At 43.9% G+C, this 19799-nt stretch carries 16 protein-coding genes and 2 tRNA genes; 4 read left to right on the forward strand and 14 right to left on the reverse strand.

Annotation, left to right across the window (positions count from 1 at the left end):
• Window positions 1-42 precede the first annotated feature (42 nt).
• The 3 genes from rarD to ACTXGF_RS23540 all read right to left on the reverse strand — a co-directional run bounded on the left by rarD (window position 43) and on the right by ACTXGF_RS23540 (window position 4560).
• Window positions 43-1113 carry an EamA family transporter RarD gene (rarD, locus tag ACTXGF_RS23530; RefSeq protein WP_443532439.1) on the reverse strand — a complete coding sequence of 357 codons (1071 nt, stop codon included), beginning with the start codon at window positions 1111-1113 and terminating at the stop codon, window positions 43-45.
• 176 nt (window positions 1114-1289) lie between these two features.
• Window positions 1290-4088, reverse strand: coding sequence for a DNA gyrase subunit A (gene gyrA / locus ACTXGF_RS23535; RefSeq protein WP_443532437.1), 2799 nt, complete (start codon window positions 4086-4088; stop codon window positions 1290-1292).
• A gap of 292 nt (window positions 4089-4380) precedes the next feature.
• Window positions 4381-4560 (reverse strand): YdcA family protein, encoded by a 180-nt coding sequence (locus tag ACTXGF_RS23540; RefSeq protein WP_296207479.1) that lies wholly within the window; start codon window positions 4558-4560, stop codon window positions 4381-4383.
• 469 nt (window positions 4561-5029) lie between these two features.
• Between ACTXGF_RS23540 and ACTXGF_RS23545 the strand changes: the two genes are divergently transcribed.
• Together ACTXGF_RS23545 and ACTXGF_RS23550 are read left to right on the forward strand one after the other, a co-directional pair.
• Window positions 5030-5311 (forward strand): hypothetical protein, encoded by a 282-nt coding sequence (locus ACTXGF_RS23545; protein WP_102092006.1) that lies wholly within the window; start codon window positions 5030-5032, stop codon window positions 5309-5311.
• A 56-nt stretch (window positions 5312-5367) separates the two neighbouring features.
• Entirely contained in the window at window positions 5368-6231 is an 864-nt protein-coding gene (locus tag ACTXGF_RS23550; protein WP_443532434.1) for a methyltransferase domain-containing protein, read from the forward strand.
• Between the two features lie 33 nt (window positions 6232-6264).
• Here ACTXGF_RS23550 and ACTXGF_RS23555 read toward each other — a convergent pair whose 3' ends face one another.
• From ACTXGF_RS23555 to ACTXGF_RS23585, 7 genes are all read right to left on the reverse strand, one after another.
• Window positions 6265-7590, reverse strand: coding sequence for an ABC transporter ATP-binding protein (locus ACTXGF_RS23555; RefSeq protein WP_443532432.1), 1326 nt, complete (start codon window positions 7588-7590; stop codon window positions 6265-6267).
• Window positions 7591-7714: 124 nt separating this feature from the next.
• Entirely contained in the window at window positions 7715-9391 is a 1677-nt protein-coding gene (locus ACTXGF_RS23560) for an ABC transporter permease (RefSeq protein WP_443532430.1), read from the reverse strand.
• Window positions 9392-9590: 199 nt separating this feature from the next.
• Complete coding sequence (locus ACTXGF_RS23565) at window positions 9591-10715, reverse strand: extracellular solute-binding protein (protein ID WP_298808164.1); 1125 nt, start codon at window positions 10713-10715, stop codon at window positions 9591-9593.
• 267 nt (window positions 10716-10982) lie between these two features.
• Entirely contained in the window at window positions 10983-11705 is a 723-nt protein-coding gene (locus ACTXGF_RS23570; RefSeq protein WP_443532428.1) for a 16S rRNA (uracil(1498)-N(3))-methyltransferase, read from the reverse strand.
• Complete coding sequence (locus tag ACTXGF_RS23575; protein WP_443532427.1) at window positions 11702-13258, reverse strand: 3-deoxy-D-manno-octulosonic acid transferase; 1557 nt, start codon at window positions 13256-13258, stop codon at window positions 11702-11704. The genes ACTXGF_RS23570 and ACTXGF_RS23575 overlap by 4 nt, the downstream gene beginning before the upstream one ends.
• 118 nt (window positions 13259-13376) lie before the next feature.
• Complete coding sequence (locus tag ACTXGF_RS23580; RefSeq protein ID WP_443532425.1) at window positions 13377-14879, reverse strand: tetratricopeptide repeat protein; 1503 nt, start codon at window positions 14877-14879, stop codon at window positions 13377-13379.
• Between the two features lie 119 nt (window positions 14880-14998).
• The gene (locus tag ACTXGF_RS23585) at window positions 14999-16636 is read right to left on the reverse strand and encodes a cardiolipin synthase (protein WP_341608862.1); all 1638 of its coding nucleotides are present in this window, start codon (window positions 16634-16636) and stop codon (window positions 14999-15001) included.
• 283 nt (window positions 16637-16919) lie between these two features.
• Here ACTXGF_RS23585 and ACTXGF_RS23590 point away from each other — a divergent pair.
• Window positions 16920-16995 (forward strand) — tRNA-Val (locus ACTXGF_RS23590).
• A gap of 37 nt (window positions 16996-17032) precedes the next feature.
• A tRNA-Asp gene (locus ACTXGF_RS23595) sits at window positions 17033-17109 on the forward strand.
• A 157-nt stretch (window positions 17110-17266) separates the two neighbouring features.
• Here the strand turns inward: ACTXGF_RS23595 and modB are convergent.
• The 4 genes from modB to ACTXGF_RS23615 form a co-directional block, all read right to left on the reverse strand.
• Window positions 17267-17968 carry a molybdate ABC transporter permease subunit gene (gene modB, locus ACTXGF_RS23600; protein WP_443532422.1) on the reverse strand — a complete coding sequence of 234 codons (702 nt, stop codon included), beginning with the start codon at window positions 17966-17968 and terminating at the stop codon, window positions 17267-17269.
• A 46-nt stretch (window positions 17969-18014) separates the two neighbouring features.
• A complete protein-coding gene (modA, locus tag ACTXGF_RS23605) occupies window positions 18015-18887 on the reverse strand; it encodes a molybdate ABC transporter substrate-binding protein (protein ID WP_443532421.1) in 873 nt (290 codons plus the stop codon).
• Window positions 18880-19371 (reverse strand): molybdenum cofactor biosynthesis protein MoaE, encoded by a 492-nt coding sequence (locus tag ACTXGF_RS23610; protein WP_443532419.1) that lies wholly within the window; start codon window positions 19369-19371, stop codon window positions 18880-18882. The genes modA and ACTXGF_RS23610 overlap by 8 nt, the downstream gene beginning before the upstream one ends.
• A 77-nt stretch (window positions 19372-19448) precedes the next feature.
• On the reverse strand, window positions 19449-19730 hold the full coding sequence (locus ACTXGF_RS23615) for a MoaD/ThiS family protein (RefSeq protein WP_379543942.1): 282 nt from the start codon (window positions 19728-19730) through the stop codon (window positions 19449-19451).
• Window positions 19731-19799: the final 69 nt, after the last annotated feature.

The raw sequence follows: 19799 nt of genomic DNA on the forward strand, positions 1-19799 counted from the left end.
GTCTAAACTTTTAAATTGAGTAAATTTAATACAGGTAAGTGCTTATTTTGCATCAAGTTGTTCGATTTTTTGCTGTATCTTATCCATCTTCTTTTGGTAACGACGAATCTTACGAAAACGATGGGCTTTTAGCACGCCGTCGATACGCTGATTGATAAAATGACGACGCGGTGGAAAGCCGCCAATCTGAAGCTCTCTATAGCCATGCAAACGGTCATTACGCTGACGAACGAGATAGCCTTTTATGCTATCAGCCATCATGACCAGTAGCGCAAGCGTAATCATACCGTACATAAAGAGTGAACCACCTTCTTCAAGGCTTTGACTCAAAATAGTAATAGACAACACAAATAACAGCATCGGCTCTATATAACTTAGCGCCCCAAACAGTGAAACAGGTAACTTACTACTAGCAATCATCGTCAGCGACATCGCAAGCGCACTAAAAGCACCAAGCAGCGGTAACAGATACCAGAACTTCATGTCTTTCGCCGCAACATCAAAACCGCCCGTCATGTAAAGCACGATGAGCACGACTGGTGTCAACAGTGTCAAATCAAACAACAACCCTGTAATGGGCGGTACAGAAAGGGTGCGACGTAGCAGATAATACGGTGGATAACCCAAGCATACAAACAGTGTCACCCAAGATACTGAACCATACTGAACAATATCGTAGCCGATACCGAGTGCTGCAAATATCGCGGCAGCCCATTGCAAGAGGCTCATATACTCATGGTAAAAGAATCGACCAAGCACAATCATCACTAGCGGCAATAGAAAATAGCCCAACGTAACATCGAGACCAAACCCATTGACCGGTGCCCACATAAACAACCAAATCTGCCCACCTAGGATTGGTGCAGGTAGTATAAATATTAGCCATTCTTTTGGTGTCTTCAGCGTCTTTATATAATCAAAAACACGTTGCCACTGCTTAGTCAAACTGACCAATATCACCAAACTGAGTAACATCATGAGCACACGCCATGACGCTACCTGCGTCCCTGTTAAGGGCAGCATAAACAGTCCAAACAAAAACATCATCGAGAATAAAAAGCTCGATGTTACCGAAGCAACTGTTCCCTGAAAAGTTTGATTGGTCGTAAGCATAACAACAGCCTTAAAAAATAGAACCTTATTTACAGTATTGAAAAAATGAGAGTTAAAAAACAAAAGCCTCCGACGACAACGTCAGAGGCTTTTTTCTAGAAAAATGCTAAGAGACTAGACTCAAAAGCTAATTACCAAGACTATTACTCGTCATCGTCTTATGCATAGTTAGTCTATTATAGATTGTCACTTGGTTTATGATCGTTTGCAATATCAATCACATCATCGGCGTCGGTAGTTGCAGTATTGTCAGTTGTCGCATCAATATCTATCTGCTCTTGACCTTCTACCTCAAACGTACCGTCTTCTCTCATGGCATCGATAAGCTCGTCATCACTCTCTTCGTGCTCAACACGCGCCATGGCAACAAGTTTTTCGTCTTTTGACAGACGAATCAATGTTACGCCTTGCGTATTACGACCAGAGCTAGCAACATGCTCAACTGGGGTACGAACCAATGTGCCTTTATCAGAGATTAAGATAATATCATCGGTAGAGTCAACCTTGGTCGCTCGTACTAGTGCGCCATTACGCTCACTGGTCTTGATAGCGATCACACCGCCACCGCCACGATTTTGTGTATTGAACTCATCAATGAAGGTACGTTTACCAAAGCCGTTTTCACAAGCGATTAGGATTTCGCGTACATCATCTTCGATAACGACTAATGACTTGATAAATTCATCAGTAGCCAGACGCATACCGCGGACGCCTTTAGCCGTACGGCCCATCGCACGCGCATCATTCTCATCAAAACGAATGGCTTTACCACTTGAAGCAAACAACATCACTTCTTGGCTACCGTTAGTGATACGAGCGCTGACCAATTTATCACCGTCTTCTAATCCAACTGCAATCAAACCGTTCGAGCGAATATTGGCAAACTGCTTCAGCTCTACCCGCTTCACTGTACCGTTGGCCGTGGCAAAGAACACAAAAGGTGGCTCTGCTTGATTGCTATCTTCTAGCTCATTATTGTCTACTAAGTCGTCTGCTAGTGATGCGTCGCCTTTCGCAGGTAGCTCTTCTACGATTTTTGGAATTGGCAATATCGTCGTAACGGTTTCGTCGCTATTTAGGCCAATTAGATTGACCAATGGACGACCACGAGCACCGCGACTGGCAATCGGCACCTCAAAACCACGTAAGCTAAAGACACGTCCACTATCAGTGAAACACAGTACCGTAGAATGCGTTGATGTCACGACTAAGTGATCAATTACATCATCTTCTTTCATTGCTGTGGCAGACTTACCTTTACCGCCGCGTTTTTGTGCAACATAATCATCAATCGGCTGAGTTTTGGCGTAGCCAGTACGCGATACCGTCATAACAACAGTTTGCTCAGGGATAAGGTCTTCGCGACTAAAGTCCATACGTGAATCGATGATATCGGTACGGCGCTCATCACCAAAGTTATCACGAATCTCGATCATCTCATTAGAGATAATAGCCATCAGCTTATCAAAATCACCAAGGATAGACTCTAAGTGTGCAATTTCACGCAGTAAGTCTTGGTATTCTTCAGTCAATTTATCTTGCTCAAGGCCAGTCAGACGATGCAATTGCATGTCTAAAATCGCATTGACCTGTTCAAGTGACAAGCGATAGCGCTCTTCGCCTTCGATCAGACCAAACGGCGCTTTAGGATCTTCGCCATCGATAAACTCAGGACGTACCGATTGACTACCAGCAGCCGTAAGCATCGCAACGACGCTACCTGAGCCCCACGTGTTATTTAATAAACTTTCACGAGCCAATCCACGGTTTGCTGACGCTTTAATCGTCGCAATAATCTCATCGATATTGGCTAGAGCGACCGTGAGACCTTCTAGCAAATGACCACGAACACGGGCTTTGTTCAATTCATAAATCGTACGGCGGGTCACCACTTCTTGACGATGACGGACAAATGCAGCGATAAGCTGACGCAAAGTCAATAGTTTAGGCTGACCATTATCGAGCGCCACCATATTGATACTAAAGCTAGACTCTAGCGGCGTTTGTAGAAATAGGTTATTGACAATAACTTCAGCGGTCTCGCCACGACGCAAGTCAATAGCGATACGCATACCGTCTTTATCAGACTCATCACGAATTTCGCTAATACCTTCGATTTTTTTATCACGAACCAGCTCTGCAATACGCTCGATCAGCTTGGCTTTGTTAGCCTGATAAGGTACTTCGGTAAATACGATGCGCTCACGATCACGGTTGACGCCAGCATTGCTCATCGGCTCGATATGATAACGACCACGAATATGCAAACGGCCTTTACCGGTACGATAAGCATCTAAAATGCCCGCGCGACCATAGATAATACCGCCCGTAGGAAAATCAGGACCTGAGATATGCGACATTAGCTCTTCGGCTGAAACTTGTGGGTTTTCAGCATAGGCCAGACAAGCATTGATCACTTCAGTCAGGTTATGCGGGGCCATATTGGTCGCCATACCAACGGCAATACCCGTCGCGCCATTGACCAATAGGTTAGGAATACGCGCTGGCATCACGCTTGGCATGCGCTCAGAGCCGTCGTAGTTGTCTTCCCAATCGACCGTGTCTTTGTCCAAATCAGCGAGCATCTGGTGGGTCAGTTTGGTCATACGTACTTCGGTATAACGCATCGCTGCCGGAGGATCATCATCGATTGAGCCAAAGTTACCTTGACCATCAACCATTGGGTAGCGCAAGCTAAAATCCTGCGCCATACGGACGATGGCATCATAGACGGCACTATCGCCATGTGGATGGTACTTACCGATAACATCACCGACCACACGTGCTGATTTTTTGTACGGTTTATTATAATCGTTTGATAGCACGTGCATGGCATACATCACGCGGCGGTGTACAGGTTTGAACCCATCACGCACATCAGGCAGCGCACGCGAGACGATCACGCTCATCGCATAATCCAAATACGACTGCTTTAGTTCATCTACGATGCCAATAGGACTGACCGATTCGCTCATATACACTCCTTCACTCACATTTTTTTCTAACGTTGACACATCGCTTATGGCACCCATAGATCATATAAAAATACTGCCACATAAATGGGCAGTCATGACCAAAATAGACACTATAAAAAAACACTGCTACACGTGCAAAACAATAGGAAAATAGCGATAGTTTTAATGTTTAATAAAAGAAGCTATTTTAGCACAAATTTGCTGATTTAGGGGGTTCTGACCACCATTAAAATCAAGCTAGGCGGTTCATTCGCAGTGGTATTTTGAATTATCCATACACTCTAAAATAATTCTAATGACAGGTTTTTTTTGATTGGCTGATTTTGCCATTTTTACAGACGAACTTACCATCTGCTGAGCAATGAGATACCCCGCCCATTTTACCTGAACAAGGCGTATTTCGAGCTTGGGCTTGGCTCGTAGATGTGAAGGCAAATACTAGGGCGAGTAGCGCTGTGCTGATTGATTTCATTGTTTATTCTCCGTATCTGATGGATATTAAATAGAAAAATACTATACTCATTCAGTACAGCTCGACAAGATTTATTTTGATTAACTGAGTAGATACTTATATTTCTATCTACAGTTCAACACGACATTTAATTTAACGCTAAAATCTTGAGCATAGGGTTCATACGTGGTTTGTATATAAGCTATATTGGTAAACAACTAGGATGTTTAGAATATTTAGCCAATACAACAACACCTACAACTGTCTCTGACGTGAACTGATTGTTTTTATGGTCATATTGTTTTCATAACCATAATGCTTTGCCATGAGCTAATAGCTTTCAAAATCACATTATTTTAATGAGCACATTATGATTTAAACCACTCTAATGCAGCTATTTTTTGAGTGATACTGGACAAAAAATTTCTAAACGCTACACTACCTCATCTTTTATAGCACTTACATAACGACCTAACAGGCTACTTTTATTATGGATATCATTCTTGCAATTGTTTGGATTTTAGCAATGGTGCTATACAGCTTTTCGAGCGATTATGTTGCTAGCTTTCCTAACCATAACAATCGCGCTGTACCCTATGTCCGTTGGGGAGCACTTTTAGTCGCTATGGCTTTATCAGCATACTTGTCAAAAGCCTATCAAGAAAATTTACAAGGCAATGGTATGTGGGTGTTTGTTATCGTGGTATTTATCGTTATTGTATTAGCGAAAGTCGTTTTTAAATGGGTAATTAACAGACGTTTGAAACGCTAGTTAATACTGAATAGTTTTATTAATTTGACCCTCTTACTTATTGATCTAAATACCTTATGACAATTAAACATCAAGATAGCCAGCCTGACTCAAACCTTTCTATACCAGCAGACAACGATCGAGCAGATCGTAGTTTCGATGCCATTGCCGATCATTTCGAAAAGAAGGTTTATGGTGGTTTAAAAGGCGAGATTCGATTGGCTGTGCTACGCCGTGATATTTTTGAATATAGCGCACAGATGAGTGAGGCGCTTGGGCGACCTTTACGTATCTTGGATGTGGGTGCAGGGCTTGCGCAAATTTCGATAGAACTTGCTGCTCAAGGTCATAGCGTAGTCATCAATGATATATCAGCAAATATGCTTGAGAAGGCAAAAGCGAGCGCAGAGAAAATCGATAAAAAACTAGACATCACTTGGTATGTCTGCCCTTATCAAGCGCTTGAAGAAAAACTGGCTCAGACAGAGACAGAAAAATTTGATTTGATTATGTCGCACGCGCTACTTGAATGGTTGGCAGAACCAGCGGCAGTCATGGACTTTTTTGATCAGCATTTAACAGATGGTGGCGCGCTATCCGTCTGCTTCTACAACCCCGCGAGTTTTGATTATCGCAATCTTATCATGGGGAATTTTAATCTACTCGATAGCTTACTTGATGGTAACGATTACAAAGCGGACAATAAGAAAAGCCTCACCCCCAACCATCCCGTTGCCAAAGAAGAGGTCGAGTCTTGGCTAAAAGCGCATGATTATCAGACGGTACGTAGCAGTGGTTTACGAGTGTTTCATGATTATGCACCGCTCAAACGTGGCGGTCACAACGACCCAGATGCAGTAATCAGAATGGAGTTACGCTACTCACAATTAGAGCCGTACAAATGGCTTGGCCGTTATTTACATATTCTAGCTAAACGGTAAATTCATAAGATTGCCCAAGAATGATGAAGACTACTAAACCTCTTCATCCATTCTCGATGATCTATCATATTCTGACCAAGTAGTGGCATTAATGTCTTTTTCATCGAAGACTACGACATGCTCTAGCAAAGGCAGAATGCCAATATGAGAACCGATTGCATGATTATGATGGCTCGCAACCAAGGATAAGACAGTCTGTCCATCATCTAACTGTAGTCGATACAAATAGTTGGCACCGCGAAACACACGTCCAATAACTAAAGCTGTCTGTGTACTGTCGTCATCATGAATAATATCATCAGGGCGCACGAGTACTTTGATTGGCGTACCATTTGGATAATCATATTCGCAGTACTGTGGTTGTCCTGATTCATCATAGACTTCCATGCGGCGATAGATATTACCTAGCGCCGTCTCAACATGACCTTCTTTGATGATGCCGTCTATCATCGCGCCTTCGCCTACGAATTCAGCGACAAAAGGACTGACAGGCTCATGATACAGCTCGCTTGGTCGCGCCCACTGTACCAATCGTCCTTTATCCATTACCCCTACTTTATCCGCTAGCGCGAACGCTTCATTTTGATCATGAGTGACCAAAATCGCTGTGGTGTTGGTACGTTTGAGAATATCACGGACATTCATTGCCAATGACTCACGCAGCACCACATCTAGATTAGAGAACGGCTCGTCAAGTAGCAGTAGTTTTGGTTTGGGTGCTAGCGCTCTTGCAAGAGCCACACGCTGCTGCTGGCCACCAGAAAGCTCATTTGGGCGTTTGTCCGCATGCTCGGTCAATTCAACTAAGCTTAGCATCTCAGCCACACGGGCTTTTTTGTCAGCAGCTGACCATTTATTGAGACCAAAGGCGATGTTTTTCGCCACGCTTAAATGACCAAACAGAGCATAGTCTTGAAACACCATGCCCATGCCACGCTTGGCTGGCGCAACTGCGAATGATTGACGAGCAGTTTTCTCTGTTAGGCGTTGATTATTTAGATAGATAGTGCCGCCGCGACTTTGCTCCAATCCTGCAATAGCTCGAAGCGCTGTTGTTTTCCCGCAGCCGCTATAACCTAAGAAGCAACCAATCTCGCCTTGCTCCAACATCAACGATAGACCGTTGACGACGATAGTATCGTCATAGCCTACTATGAGGTTTTGCACACTAAAGTAAGGATCTGTCGCGATATGTTTCTCAGTGTTTTGTTGTGAGGTATTACTTTGTTCTACAGTTTTATTCGGCTGAACTGGATTGATTCTATTTTGTGACAGTGGTGATTTTGCTACAGGCGTATGGCTAGCCCGAGCCTTTTCTGACTTAGAATTTGTTGAGTCGTTCATTGAATCAGTGTACATAAACGGTACCAGCTCGCTATTAGTAAGTAAAGCCATCGATAAAACAGAGCAAATTATAATATAGTTGACACTACGAATGTGCTGTTAAACTTATGTCAAATTATTGCTATTAGCTTTATTGTTATTAGCTATGTTTGTCGCTTTGACGCAATAGTATCCAAACAGGGAGCAAACCAACTAGCACAATTAGTAAGCTCGGTAGTGCGGCTCGTCCCCACATGCCTTCGCTCGTCATTTCAAACACTCGTACTGCAAGCGTATCCCAGCCTTGACGCCGTGTCATGAGCGTAATGGGCATCTCTTTCATCACTTCGACAAAGCCCATCAATAATGCAGTCAATACACCGGGGCTAAGTACAGGCAGCATCACATGACGCCAACGCTGATAAGGACTGTCGCTAAGTAACTTTGCAGCAGCTTCTTGATTGACAGTCAGTCGTTGCAATTGTCTATCAACCGGTTGAAAACTCACCGTCATAAAACGTGTCGATAGCGCCAGTAGCATAACAATGACACTGCCAGAAAGCACTTGCTGTGAGGTGATACCAAACGCAATCATTTGATTATCAAGCCACGCAATAGGTATAAATATCCCTACCGCCAACACAGTCCCCGGTACAACATAGCCTAAATTGGCCAAAGTGGTCATTAGTTTAGTCGATTTATCAGGATACTGGCGTTTGATCCACGCAATGATAATGGCCAAAAAGGCAATAAACAGCGTGGTCATACTAGCAATCATGAGGCTGTTGGTGACAAAATCAATGTAACGTGCATCAAAATCTTGGCGAAAATTCAGTGCTGTCCAATAGATGAGCTGTAAGAAAGGAATTAAGAAGGCAACTAAAAAGATCAGCGTACACAGCAGTGTCATGGCCAGTTTGGCAGGTTTGCTAGCGTCAAAGCGTTGGCTGCTACCTTGGGTCAGTGAACTACCACGCTTCGCTTGCCAATACTGCTCAAACAATACCACGATAAAGATCACACCAATGAGCAAGGCTGCTAGCTGAGCCGCTGTGGTCAAACTGAAAAAACCAAACCAGGCCTTGTAAATGGCAGTAGTAAAAGTATCGACATTGAATACGGATACTGCACCGAAATCCGCTAAGGTTTCCATACTGGCTAGCAATAAGCCACCAATGATCCACGGTAGTGCTTGCGGTAGCGCCAGACGAAAAAACACACGGCTACGACTCAAACCAAGCATCTGTCCCGCTTCTATCGCTCGCCTGCCTTGCGACAAAAATGCCTGACGCGCGAGCAAATATACATAAGGGTAAAACGCTAGCGATAATACCAAGCCCGCGCCCCATACATTCCTTATCGACGGTATGGCAGTGCTGATACCAGAATCGCGCAGAGCTGTCTGTAGCGGCCCACTAAAATCAACAATGCCGATAGTGACAAATGCCAATACATAAGCAGGGATGGCAAGTGGCAACATCAGTGCCCATGAAAAGAAACGCTGACCAGGGAAACGGTACATACTAGTGACCCAAGCCAGAGCAGTACCAATAGTGCCTGAAACGACAGTCACCATAAGTAATAAAATCGCCGTGTTTTTGAGCACTTGCGGCAGTACATAATCTGCCATGTGTGTCCAAATCTCTGCCACTGGCTGAGTCCACGACAGCAGCACGATTAAAATCGGTACTAGCATAAACAACGAAATCAGCCCTAAGACTGATTTCGAGATAATACGTTTACGAAGGGCGTGGTCTTGGCTGACAGTCTGCTTGTCGTTAACACCGTTATTGACAGTATCATTTTGACTAACAGACGCATCTGGCGTTGTGATCATATTATCATTACCGTGTCATACGTATAGAGACCTTGTAAGCTTATACCAACCTCAAAATCGTCATTACATGAATAACTGATCTGTAATAACTAACCTTTGAACCCATTCTTTAAAAGCTGTTGTTTAAAAGCTACTGTTTTAAGAACTATTGTCTAAAAGTTATGATTTTGAGATTGGTATCAGTATTACTGGCGATCCCTTATTTATAACCCGCTTTATCCATCATTTGGATAGCTTGAGTTTGTAGTTCACCGAATTTCTGTACATTGATATCGTCTTTTTTGAACTCACCCCATGATCTAAGCATATCTGACTCATCGATACCTACTTTTACTGGGAATTCTTTGTCAGAGCTGGCATAGAGACCTTGTGCCTCGTCAGATGACAACCACTCTATCAGCTTAAGCGTACCATCTGGATTGTCCGAACCTGCAACCACGCCAGCGCCTGAGATGTTTACATGCGTACCAGTAGTATCTTGGTTTGCCCAGAATATCTTCACAGGGAAGTTTGGTTTTTCGTCCAATAGACGACCATAGTAGTAGCTATTGGCGATACCCACTTCACACTGACCAGCAGCGATAGCTTCTAGCATCGCAACGTCATCACTGAACACGTCAGTCGCTAGGTTATCAACCCACCCTTTGATAACCGCTTCGGTCTTCTCTTCGCCCAAATGCTCCATCATGCTAGCAACAAGCGATTGGTTATAGACCTTTTTAGAGGTACGTAAGCATAGTTTGCCTTTCCATTTTGGATCGGCCAAATCTGCATAAGTAGATAACTGGTCGGCAGTAACTTTACTTGGGTCATAAAAGATAGTACGTGCACGTAGTGACAAACCAGTCCACTGACCTTTTGGATCACGGTATTTTGCAGGGACGTTAGCTTCTAACACAGTAGATGATACTGGCTGCAATAGGCCTTGCTCTGCAGCTTGCCATAAGTTACCAGCATCAACGGTCAATAGCATATCAGCTGGAGTATTCTGACCTTCCGCTTGCAAACGCGCCATGAGTGGACCTGTTTTGTCCGTGACCAACTCAACTTTTACGCCTGTTTGCTCAGTATAGCGATCTAACAATGGCTTAATCAGCTGCTCATTACGTGATGAGTAGATAGTAATCGTCTGACTATCAGCAGTCGTAGCTTCGTCAGTTGCTGCTTGCTGCTCAGCACCTGTTTCTGTTGACTCTACTTCTACGCTTTCTTCTGTGGTTGAAGAATTACTACAACCTGCTAGACCCAACATCATGCCAAATACGGCTGCAGGTAAGATAAGCTTCGTAGAGGTTAGATTAGCGCTGATAGCGTTCAATGACATGGTTTTCCCCATAGTAATGCTATAAAAAAGTAAAATGTATAGTGAGACAAGATAACAGTGATTATAACGATGACTTGCTAAGCGCTAGCAGTAATCAGGCCATAATATATTAAAGCAACATACTAATCGAAGTGAGATTAATTATCAATACATTTGTTTAACTGACAAATATACCTGTGATGAGTCTTTAGCATTTGTTTTTAAGAACTATTTTTAGCGGCCCAGTTCTTTCAATAGTTTGGTCTAGCGACGCGTTTTAGTGTCCATCTAAAGCAACCATTGCCCTAAGATTGCATTGACCGCAGCTTCTGTTCGCAAAATACGAGAGCCTATATGTACAGGCGTGCAACCCTGCGCTGTCAGCAGTTCTATCTCATAGTCGATCCAGCCACCTTCAGCGCCTATGCAGACTATACTCGGTAGCTCTCGTGATGGTTGCTGTGGTAAAAACTCAGAAAATGACTGCTGACTATAAGGATGCGCGACAATCGCTCGATTGCTTATTAGGCTTGCAAGTGAGTCTTCGACAAATGGCTTAAAACGTTTTTGTAGCGTAATACTAGGAGCGATCGTATCAATGCTTTGCTGCAGACCTTCTAATACAAACTCGTCAATCCGCTCAAGCATTGGACTTTGCCAATAGCTTTTTTGGGTACGGTAACTATTGATGAGAATGATATCGCGTACACCAAGCGCCGTCATATCCATGATTAAACGCCGTAGCACCTTAGGACGCGGTAACGCCAAAATAACAGTCAAATCTAATTTGGCTGGCGGCGCAGTATTCAATTGGACATTACCTAGCTGAATGCTGTCAGCGGTAATATCTTCAATAACAGCAGTACCAAGATTGCCACCGATTTGTCCAATTTTAAGCGTATCACCGATTTTTGCATTCAGCACTTTAGTCACATGGCTGACTTGAGACAAGGCATCGATGTTCGCTGCGTCTGCTAAGAAGTTTTCGGCAGGCAATAATATACAGTTCATAAATTGTCTTGGTTAGAAGACAGCTCGATAGCGTCTTCAATCATCGTAAATTGGCGAGTCAATACCGCCTGCTGCTGTATCGTCATTTGCTCGCCAGCTTGCCCTGCCTGCACGGCCAATGGCAAATTGCATAGCCAAGTCTCCAGCTGCGTATAAATGCTCACAGCGTCTTCATAGTTATAAGCTGTTTTCTTACGAGAGGATTTTTTATTAGTCTTTAACTGATCATCACTGACTATCTGTGCATCCGAACTACTTGCGCGATTTGACTCGATTGGACGATAGAAGTCATTATTTGGCTGATATAAAGCGCCTACTTCAGCCAGTTTATCTATCACACTTTGGCACGACTGAGTATAACGACCCATCAGTACAGGCGTGGCCACATTTGTAGGCTCCACTGGGTTATGCCCACCAATATCTACCAGCGAGCCGCCCACAAATGCTACATTTGCCAATGTATACCAAGTCATCATCTCACCCATGCTGTCTGCTAGATAGACTTGAGTGTCTGCATCAATCGCTTCCCCATCACTGCGCCGAGCCATGTTTAACCCAGTTTTTTGAATGAGATCTGCTACTGCGTCAAAACGCTCAGGATGTCTAGGAACGATAACAAGCAAGGTATCTGCTAATGTGGCTTGAGACAGTAGTTGCTGCTGCAATGACAACGCAGCTGCCTCTTCGCCATCGTGAGTACTCGCAGCTACCCACACAGGACGATCTGCCATACCAAACTCTGCTCGCAGATCAGCTTTCTTATTATAAATACTATTATCTTCTCTCGCTTGGTCATCAGCTTTGGACGCATTGATTACCCACTTTAATGAGCCTGCCACACGAATTTGGGCGCTACTAGCCCCTAGTTGCCGAAAGCGTTTAGCAGAGTCGCTGTCTTGCGCAATAATTAAGGAGAGGTTTTTCATCATACTGGCGCTGACTGCACCAATCTTTTGATAACTCTGAAAAGAAGAAGCAGATAACCTGCCATTGACTAGGATACTTGGAATACAGTGCTGGGATAATTTGGTCAAGATATTTGCCCATAGCTCTGTTTCTACAAACAATGCAGCGATAGGCTGTACGTGCGTTAAGAAAGTCTCGATAACAGCAGGACTGTCGACTGGCACATAGCTATGACTCATCTGACCCTGAGCTATCTGTTCTGCAAAACGGCTAGCACCACGAGCAAAACCTGTCTGAGTCGTATTGGTCAACCATATCTGATAGCCATTAGCCAATAACATATCCAGTAAAGGCGCGACCGTATTGGTTTCACCTAATGAGACTGCGTGGCACCAAATCACCCCTTTATCGATATCAGCATCGACCACTGGACGCAGTGGATATTGCTTACCAAAACGCTGATCAATTTCCTGCTGATAGTTGTCATTTTTATGAGATCGACGCCATACTTGCAGACGATATAGTGGCTTTAGCAGCCTAATAAGAGACTGATAATATAAAGGTGTCTCATGTACCGCACGACTAGGTGATGCTACAGGGTCAATTGGATTTACAGAGTGGTCAGACGGGGTATTAGATGATGGCATGGAACAGCCCAGATTAGTTATGAATCAAACAATAAAAGGGTAAAGGTAAAGCGCGCCAATTCTACCTGAATTTAAGCTGTAACAATAAGCTTTTAAAAAGTTACTGAGTAAATAGTTATTAGATAATGACTATTATCAATAAAGCGACTGCGATGATTGCGCCAATTAACAGCTGATAACGCTTGGTGCTGTGCTGCTCTTGCTTCTGTGTGGTCAGCAGCATTTCTGCTTGCTGCCATTGCTTGACCAGATTGGCCGCTTCTGCATGACCATTATCCGCTGCTTGCTCTAACCAGTATTTACCGCTATCTATATCTTGGGATACCCCTACTCCTTGGTAATACATTTTACTGAGTAGACGCTGAGCACGGCTGTCGTTTTTGCTAGCGGCTTGATTGACCCACTCTACGCCAGATTTTTTTTGATTGTCACTGTCCGCTGTCAAACCTTCACCTAACAATTCATACATGGCCAAACGTAACATAGCAGCTGTATTACCATCTTCAGCAGCCGATTGTAGTATTAAAAGCGCTTTGTTTTTTGCCGTGTTGTGATCATTTGAAAATATAACTTGGCGACGAGGCTTGTTCTGCTTGGCAATATGCTGCTCGAACTGATCCAGTACTTTGCGTGCTTGCAGATACTGGACATCACCAGTTGGTTGTGGCACCGTTATCTCATCTAATTCTATAAGCAGTTGCGTAAACATCTCTGGCGTTGATGTATTCTTTACAGATGACGTAGGCTTGGCTGTTGGCTTCATTACTTTAGTCAGCTCAGGCTTTATTGGGCTCTCAGACTCAGGAGGTACTACGCTTGCTTGCAACTCAGGTACAGTGTCAGACATAGCAGATGGAGCTGCGAGACTTTCACTATCAGTTACAACTATATTGGCTTGGTTACGCTCAGCTCCTATCGATACTTCTTCTTGCTTTTCCAGAAGCTCACTCGATTGGCTAGTACTGACATGCATATTTGAATCTGCGCTCGGAGCGATGCTATCAGTGACTTGATGAGTGGTTGCTTTGTGCGTTGTTAATTCGGACACTGAATGAACATCGTTACTTAACATAGTTGGCAGTCTAAAGCTAACCGCTTGATAGAGCCCACTATCTACTTGCCCGCCTTGTACTGCGTCAAACTGCCGGTCAATATGACCAAACAGACGCAGCCCTATTGGCTCTAGTGCAAAAAATAAGCGCTCTTTAACCACGCTATCATTATCATAACCGACTGCCATATGCTGATAAAAATCATCGGTGACCAACGTTAGCTCAGGGTAACGTTTACGCAGCTCAAACTGACCATACCAATGTGACTTGCTTTGCCATTGCCTTGCCAATACGCGACCGGCATAAAACGCCAAAAATACCATAAAATTACGATAGCGTTCATCGACCAGCAGCGTCATCTCATCCCATATACCGCTCTTAATCATATCTCGGCGCACTTGGGACAATAGCGTATCGATACGCTGTAAACTCTCAAGCGACTCGTCTAGTGTACAAGCGCGCAGCTCAGTTTCGTAGGCGATACCACCTGCAATAGGACGCCCAGCTAAGAAGTCTTGCCAGTAGCCTTCTGCAATATAGTCCAGTGGTGTTAAAGGTGATGCAGACATAGACGGATGTGACCTCTTTGCAGATAGATAAACCAAAAAAGCATAGGCTATAAAAGTGCTAATACTACTAAAATAATAGAGCGATACTGGTAGATTACCTTACCCTAAAAATCCGAGTGCTACAATAAAGGACTGAACAAGCGCACGACATTATCAAACAAGCGTTTTGATCCGTGACGCTGTTGCCACTCATCACTATCCAAGATTCGGCAGTTTTCTAAATAGACTTCCTGACAGTCCGCTACTTGGGCAACCATTTCTGGCGTATAAATCGCCAAACTGACTTCCATATTTAGATAAAAGCTGCGCATATCAATATTGACGGTGCCAAATAGACAGTAGTCATCATCGATAACCACTGTTTTTGCGTGTAGCAAACCACCTCTAAACAAGGCAATCGTTACTCCAGCATCCAACAACTCTTGATAATAAGCTTGAGAGGCATGCTGTACCAGAAACGAGTCTACTTTTTCAGGAACAATAATCGTCACATCAACGCCGCGCTTAGCCGCTATCGTCAGCGCGCCCGATAGGGATTCATCAGGGACAAAGTAAGGCGTGGTAATACGGATGCGCTTATTGGCACGATGAATCACGGTAACTAACGTATTGTAAATCACATGAGCCGTTAGCTGCGGTGCTGAAGGTATTAGCTGCGCCAAGACTTTGTCCACGACAGGCATCTTTGGTACGACAATCGAAGTGGCACCTACATCTGGCTGCTCATGATCATCAATCGTATCCGCCAATACCTTCACTCGGCTATTTAGATCATTGATGGTCGGATGCATCACATATAACTTACGAGTGTAGTTATTTACCCGTTGATGCAGCTCAGCAAGATTGTCATTACTTTCAGCACCAATATCGGTAACTATCACCTTAGCCATCGCTGTATTGATACTAATCGAGTGCTGGCTAGTTGTTCGTAGCGCCACATCAATCCATTGACCGACGTTTTTATTTTGCTTAAAAAACCTTGGATCAACCAAATTAAAGCTGCCGATATAGCCAATATGTTCATCGATAACCACCATTTTACGATGATTGCGCAAATCAGAACGTTTAAATAATGTCTTAAACAACCCTACTGGCAATGACTGATGGACATAAACCCCTGCTTTTTCTAATTTGCGGTGCACGCTACTATTAATAAAGCTAAAGCTGCCTACACTATCAGCCAATATATGACACTCTACGCCGCGCTGAGCCGCTACAGACAGCGCCTCTATGACTTCTAACACCTGTCCTTTTGGATAGACAATATAAAACTCCATGAGGACAATACGCTGGGCGGCGTGGATATCTTCAATCAAACGCTGAAAAATCGAAGCAGGATCAGTCAACAGCTGCATTTGATGATTGGGAAATACACCAAACCCGGTCCAGCGCGTTCCTATTTGGCTAACACCGCGGTAGTTGGCTGGTAATAAGTCCTGCCCTTTGTCAAAAATCAGATGCTCACGCCTTGCCATATCATTCATCAAGATGCTGGCTTGATCCACGCGTTCACGATAGCGCCGTCCAATCATCGGCTCGCCGAGCAGGATGTAAGCCACAAAACCAAATACTGGCAACGTGTAAAGCACCGCAACCCAAGCAATAGACACGCCAATATTGCGCTGCACAGAAACCACTCGCAGCGTCATTACTATCATAAGTACAATATGCAGCACCAAACCCAGACCCGCTAAGTCTCCCCAGGTCCAGCTCGTAAAAGTATCTTTAATAGTAAAAGTGTTTATATTGGCCTCCATCAACCGTGTTCAACGAGCAAAGCATCCATAGTATAGTAGCTTTTCACCTCTAAACAACAAATAATGATAATAAGTGTATTTTTAGAAATGCTATATAATACATGGCTTTGAGTGCTATTTTTGATAGATCGCAAGTGTGATTTATAATTATTTTCTAAAAACATTAAAATAATATTTGACACCCAACTGTAAATCTATATAATACACACCCACAGCAACGGAGCTTAGTGACAAACTTAAGAGCTCAGTTGATGTTGAATAAATTGCATAGCAATTGTTCGAAGGGTGATTAGCTCAGTTGGTAGAGCGTCTGCCTTACACGCAGAATGTCGGCGGTTCGAATCCGTCATCACCCACCACTTCTTAGCAAGTGGCTAAACAAGCTAAGAGACCTAAGCAGCGGTAGTTCAGTTGGTTAGAATACCGGCCTGTCACGCCGGGGGTCGCGGGTTCGAGTCCCGTCCGCTGCGCCATATTTAAAACGAATTTAAACCTTTGGGTTTAAGCAAGTTTCGCCTCAAGCATTAGATTGTTTGAGGTTTTTTTGTGTCTGCATATTCTACTTAGACATTGTTTATACAGCTACTGTGCTATCTAACACTTCTTAATTCGCATACAAATATTTCAGTGCTATGGACGTTGACTGATTCGGCTTACGCTAGCGATTAACGCTACCATCACTACACCCATGACAATCAGAATACCAGACATCATATGCGCCGCCTCATAATTGAGAGCCTCTACTTGCTCATATATCGCAATCGATACCACTTTGGTCTCGCCTGAGATGCTGCCGCCTATCATCAGTACAACACCAAACTCCCCAATCGTATGGGCAAAGCTCACCAAACTACCCAAAATGATACCTACCCGCGCTTGCGGTAAAGCCACTTTCATAAACCGCCGCATACGACTTGGTTCTAAGAGATGAGCGACTTCCGTGACACTTTTCGGAATACGCAAAAACTGTGCATAGACAGGCTGTATATAAAAAGGCAATGAGTAAATAATAGAACCAATAACCAGACCCTCAAAGGTAAAAATCAGCGGGCTAATATTATGTTCGCTCAACCATTTACCGATACCCACACTAGGACTGAGCAGTAACAGTAGATAAAAACCAATCACGGTAGGTGGTAGCACCAGAGGCATCGCAATGATGCCCATGAGCAGTACCTTAAAACGTCCTATTGCTCTTATACGGCTCGGCTTAGCCAACCAATAAGCGATAGGCGTTGCAAATAGCAATAAGCATAAGGTAGTCACACAAGCGAGCTTGATGCTCACCCAAAATGGACTGAGCATATCTGACATAAGAGACTGGTCGATCATATAATGTCACTGCTCGTTCTATGATGAGAGGGATTAGTCTAACGTATTACTGGACGGCCAGATAGCCTGCTTGTAAGAAGTGCTGCTGCCCTACTTTTGAGCGCAGGTAGTCGGTGAAGTCTGCTGCTAGGGCTGTGTTATTGATAATTATGCCATCTTGCAAGATAGCTGGATAAGACGCTGGCAATAAGGTAATAAACTGCTCAGGCTTGGCTTTAATCGCAACAAGCTGAGACTGTGCCACAAACCCATAGTCTACGCTACCTGTATGAGCGTATTGGAACGCCTGACCGATATTCTCTGACTGTATCAAACTTTTTTGAGCATTTAACTTATCGTACATGTCTTGTGATTGCAGATAGGCTTTTGCAGAGGCACCATAAGGCGCAAGATCAGGGTTAGCGATAGCCACCTTGCTGTCCTGAGTAAAGTCAGCACTGGTAAACACATCACCCAGCGATGTTGGCGTAAAATCGCTTAAAGGTTTGGTGACACTATAGAGTGCTAATTGACCTCTGGTATACGTAAAAGGCTTGGTTAGCTTATTATTTTCGTTAATAACACTAGCTGAATTTTCATCAGCCAATTTAGCAGGGAAATCTTGATTGGCAGACAAGAATATATCATACGGTGCCCCTGCTTTGATTTGCGCATATAACTTGCCAGAAGAGGCATAAGTAACTTCAATATCTGAGATACCTGAAATATTTTGGGCAGATGAGCTATTATCAGCCTGATAGCTATCAATGATATGAGGGAGTACATCAGACAAGTTAGCAGCCGCAGCAATACGCAAAGTCTGGGCTGGTTCAGTGGTATCAGCAGCAAGCGTCGTATTGGCGTCTTTATCCTGCGTACAAGCATTTAGTGACAATAGCAGACAAGCAGATGCACAGACAGTAGCTAATAACTTAACCATTATTACTGAGCCATTTAGACGAGTCGTCTTCGTAGTATTCTTGCTTCCACACAGGAATGTCCGCTTTGATGGTATCTAATATCCAGCGACAAGCATCAAATGCTGGATAACGGTGCGCTGACACGACTCCAACCCACACAGCCACGTCGCCAATTTCTAGCGCACCAATTCGATGTATCGCAATAGCATACGTAATTTCAAAACGCTTTTTGGCTTCTTCTATAATGGCGCGGCCTTGATTGATGGCCAAATCCTCATAACCATAATAGGTAAGACGATCAACGCTCGTGGCATTATTATGATTGCGCACTCGGCCTTCAAAGCAGACAAACGCACCGCAGCTGTCATTATCTAACGTACTTTTAAGCCTATTTTCATCTATAGCAATATCTAGTAGCGCAAAACCATCGCGCTCAGCTATCAGGTAAGCGTCATCAGCAGTACGTTTGATGGTCATTGAATGGTCATGGACGTTGTTGGTCATTTCTACTCTCTACTTATTATTTTTGCTTTATAGCCACTGAATAGCCCCTGACAAAATGGACACTAATAAACGCTTGTCTAACCACCAGCGACTGGCGTGATGAAAACCACGCTATCACCATCGTTTATCTGGTCAGTCCATTTAGCGAAGTAGTCATTCACTGCAACGCGTAGCTCCGACTGCGGACGGCTAAAGCGATGCTTTTGACTCAGCTGTTCGTACAGTTCAATCAGTGACGTATCCTGCTGTACGCTTACCGTCTCTTGCTGACAATTGGCCTCGTCAGCCAAACTGGCAAAATACATGACATTGATATTCATCGTTGATTCGATATCGGCTTTCACGTCGGTAGCACTCATAAACCTCTCCATCTTATGCAAGCTTCCTTGCTTGATATTCAGCATATCTTTATTGATTGATGACGCACT

This window comes from Psychrobacter sp. 1Y6 (assembly GCF_052258385.2).
Taxonomy (GTDB): domain Bacteria; phylum Pseudomonadota; class Gammaproteobacteria; order Pseudomonadales; family Moraxellaceae; genus Psychrobacter.

Coding starts and splice junctions, on each gene's coding strand:
- rarD (WP_443532439.1), bottom strand. CDS start 1,113: ATGCTTACGACCAATCAAACTTTTCAGGGAACAGTTGCTTCGGTAACA.
- gyrA (WP_443532437.1), bottom strand. CDS start 4,088: ATGAGCGAATCGGTCAGTCCTATTGGCATCGTAGATGAACTAAAGCAG.
- ACTXGF_RS23540 (WP_296207479.1), bottom strand. CDS start 4,560: ATGAAATCAATCAGCACAGCGCTACTCGCCCTAGTATTTGCCTTCACA.
- ACTXGF_RS23545 (WP_102092006.1), top strand. CDS start 5,030: ATGGATATCATTCTTGCAATTGTTTGGATTTTAGCAATGGTGCTATAC.
- ACTXGF_RS23550 (WP_443532434.1), top strand. CDS start 5,368: ATGACAATTAAACATCAAGATAGCCAGCCTGACTCAAACCTTTCTATA.
- ACTXGF_RS23555 (WP_443532432.1), bottom strand. CDS start 7,590: ATGTACACTGATTCAATGAACGACTCAACAAATTCTAAGTCAGAAAAG.
- ACTXGF_RS23560 (WP_443532430.1), bottom strand. CDS start 9,391: ATGATCACAACGCCAGATGCGTCTGTTAGTCAAAATGATACTGTCAAT.
- ACTXGF_RS23565 (WP_298808164.1), bottom strand. CDS start 10,715: ATGTCATTGAACGCTATCAGCGCTAATCTAACCTCTACGAAGCTTATC.
- ACTXGF_RS23570 (WP_443532428.1), bottom strand. CDS start 11,705: ATGAACTGTATATTATTGCCTGCCGAAAACTTCTTAGCAGACGCAGCG.
- ACTXGF_RS23575 (WP_443532427.1), bottom strand. CDS start 13,258: ATGCCATCATCTAATACCCCGTCTGACCACTCTGTAAATCCAATTGAC.
- ACTXGF_RS23580 (WP_443532425.1), bottom strand. CDS start 14,879: ATGTCTGCATCACCTTTAACACCACTGGACTATATTGCAGAAGGCTAC.
- ACTXGF_RS23585 (WP_341608862.1), bottom strand. CDS start 16,636: ATGGAGGCCAATATAAACACTTTTACTATTAAAGATACTTTTACGAGC.
- modB (WP_443532422.1), bottom strand. CDS start 17,968: ATGATCGACCAGTCTCTTATGTCAGATATGCTCAGTCCATTTTGGGTG.
- modA (WP_443532421.1), bottom strand. CDS start 18,887: ATGGTTAAGTTATTAGCTACTGTCTGTGCATCTGCTTGTCTGCTATTG.
- ACTXGF_RS23610 (WP_443532419.1), bottom strand. CDS start 19,371: ATGACCAACAACGTCCATGACCATTCAATGACCATCAAACGTACTGCT.
- ACTXGF_RS23615 (WP_379543942.1), bottom strand. CDS start 19,730: ATGAGTGCTACCGACGTGAAAGCCGATATCGAATCAACGATGAATATC.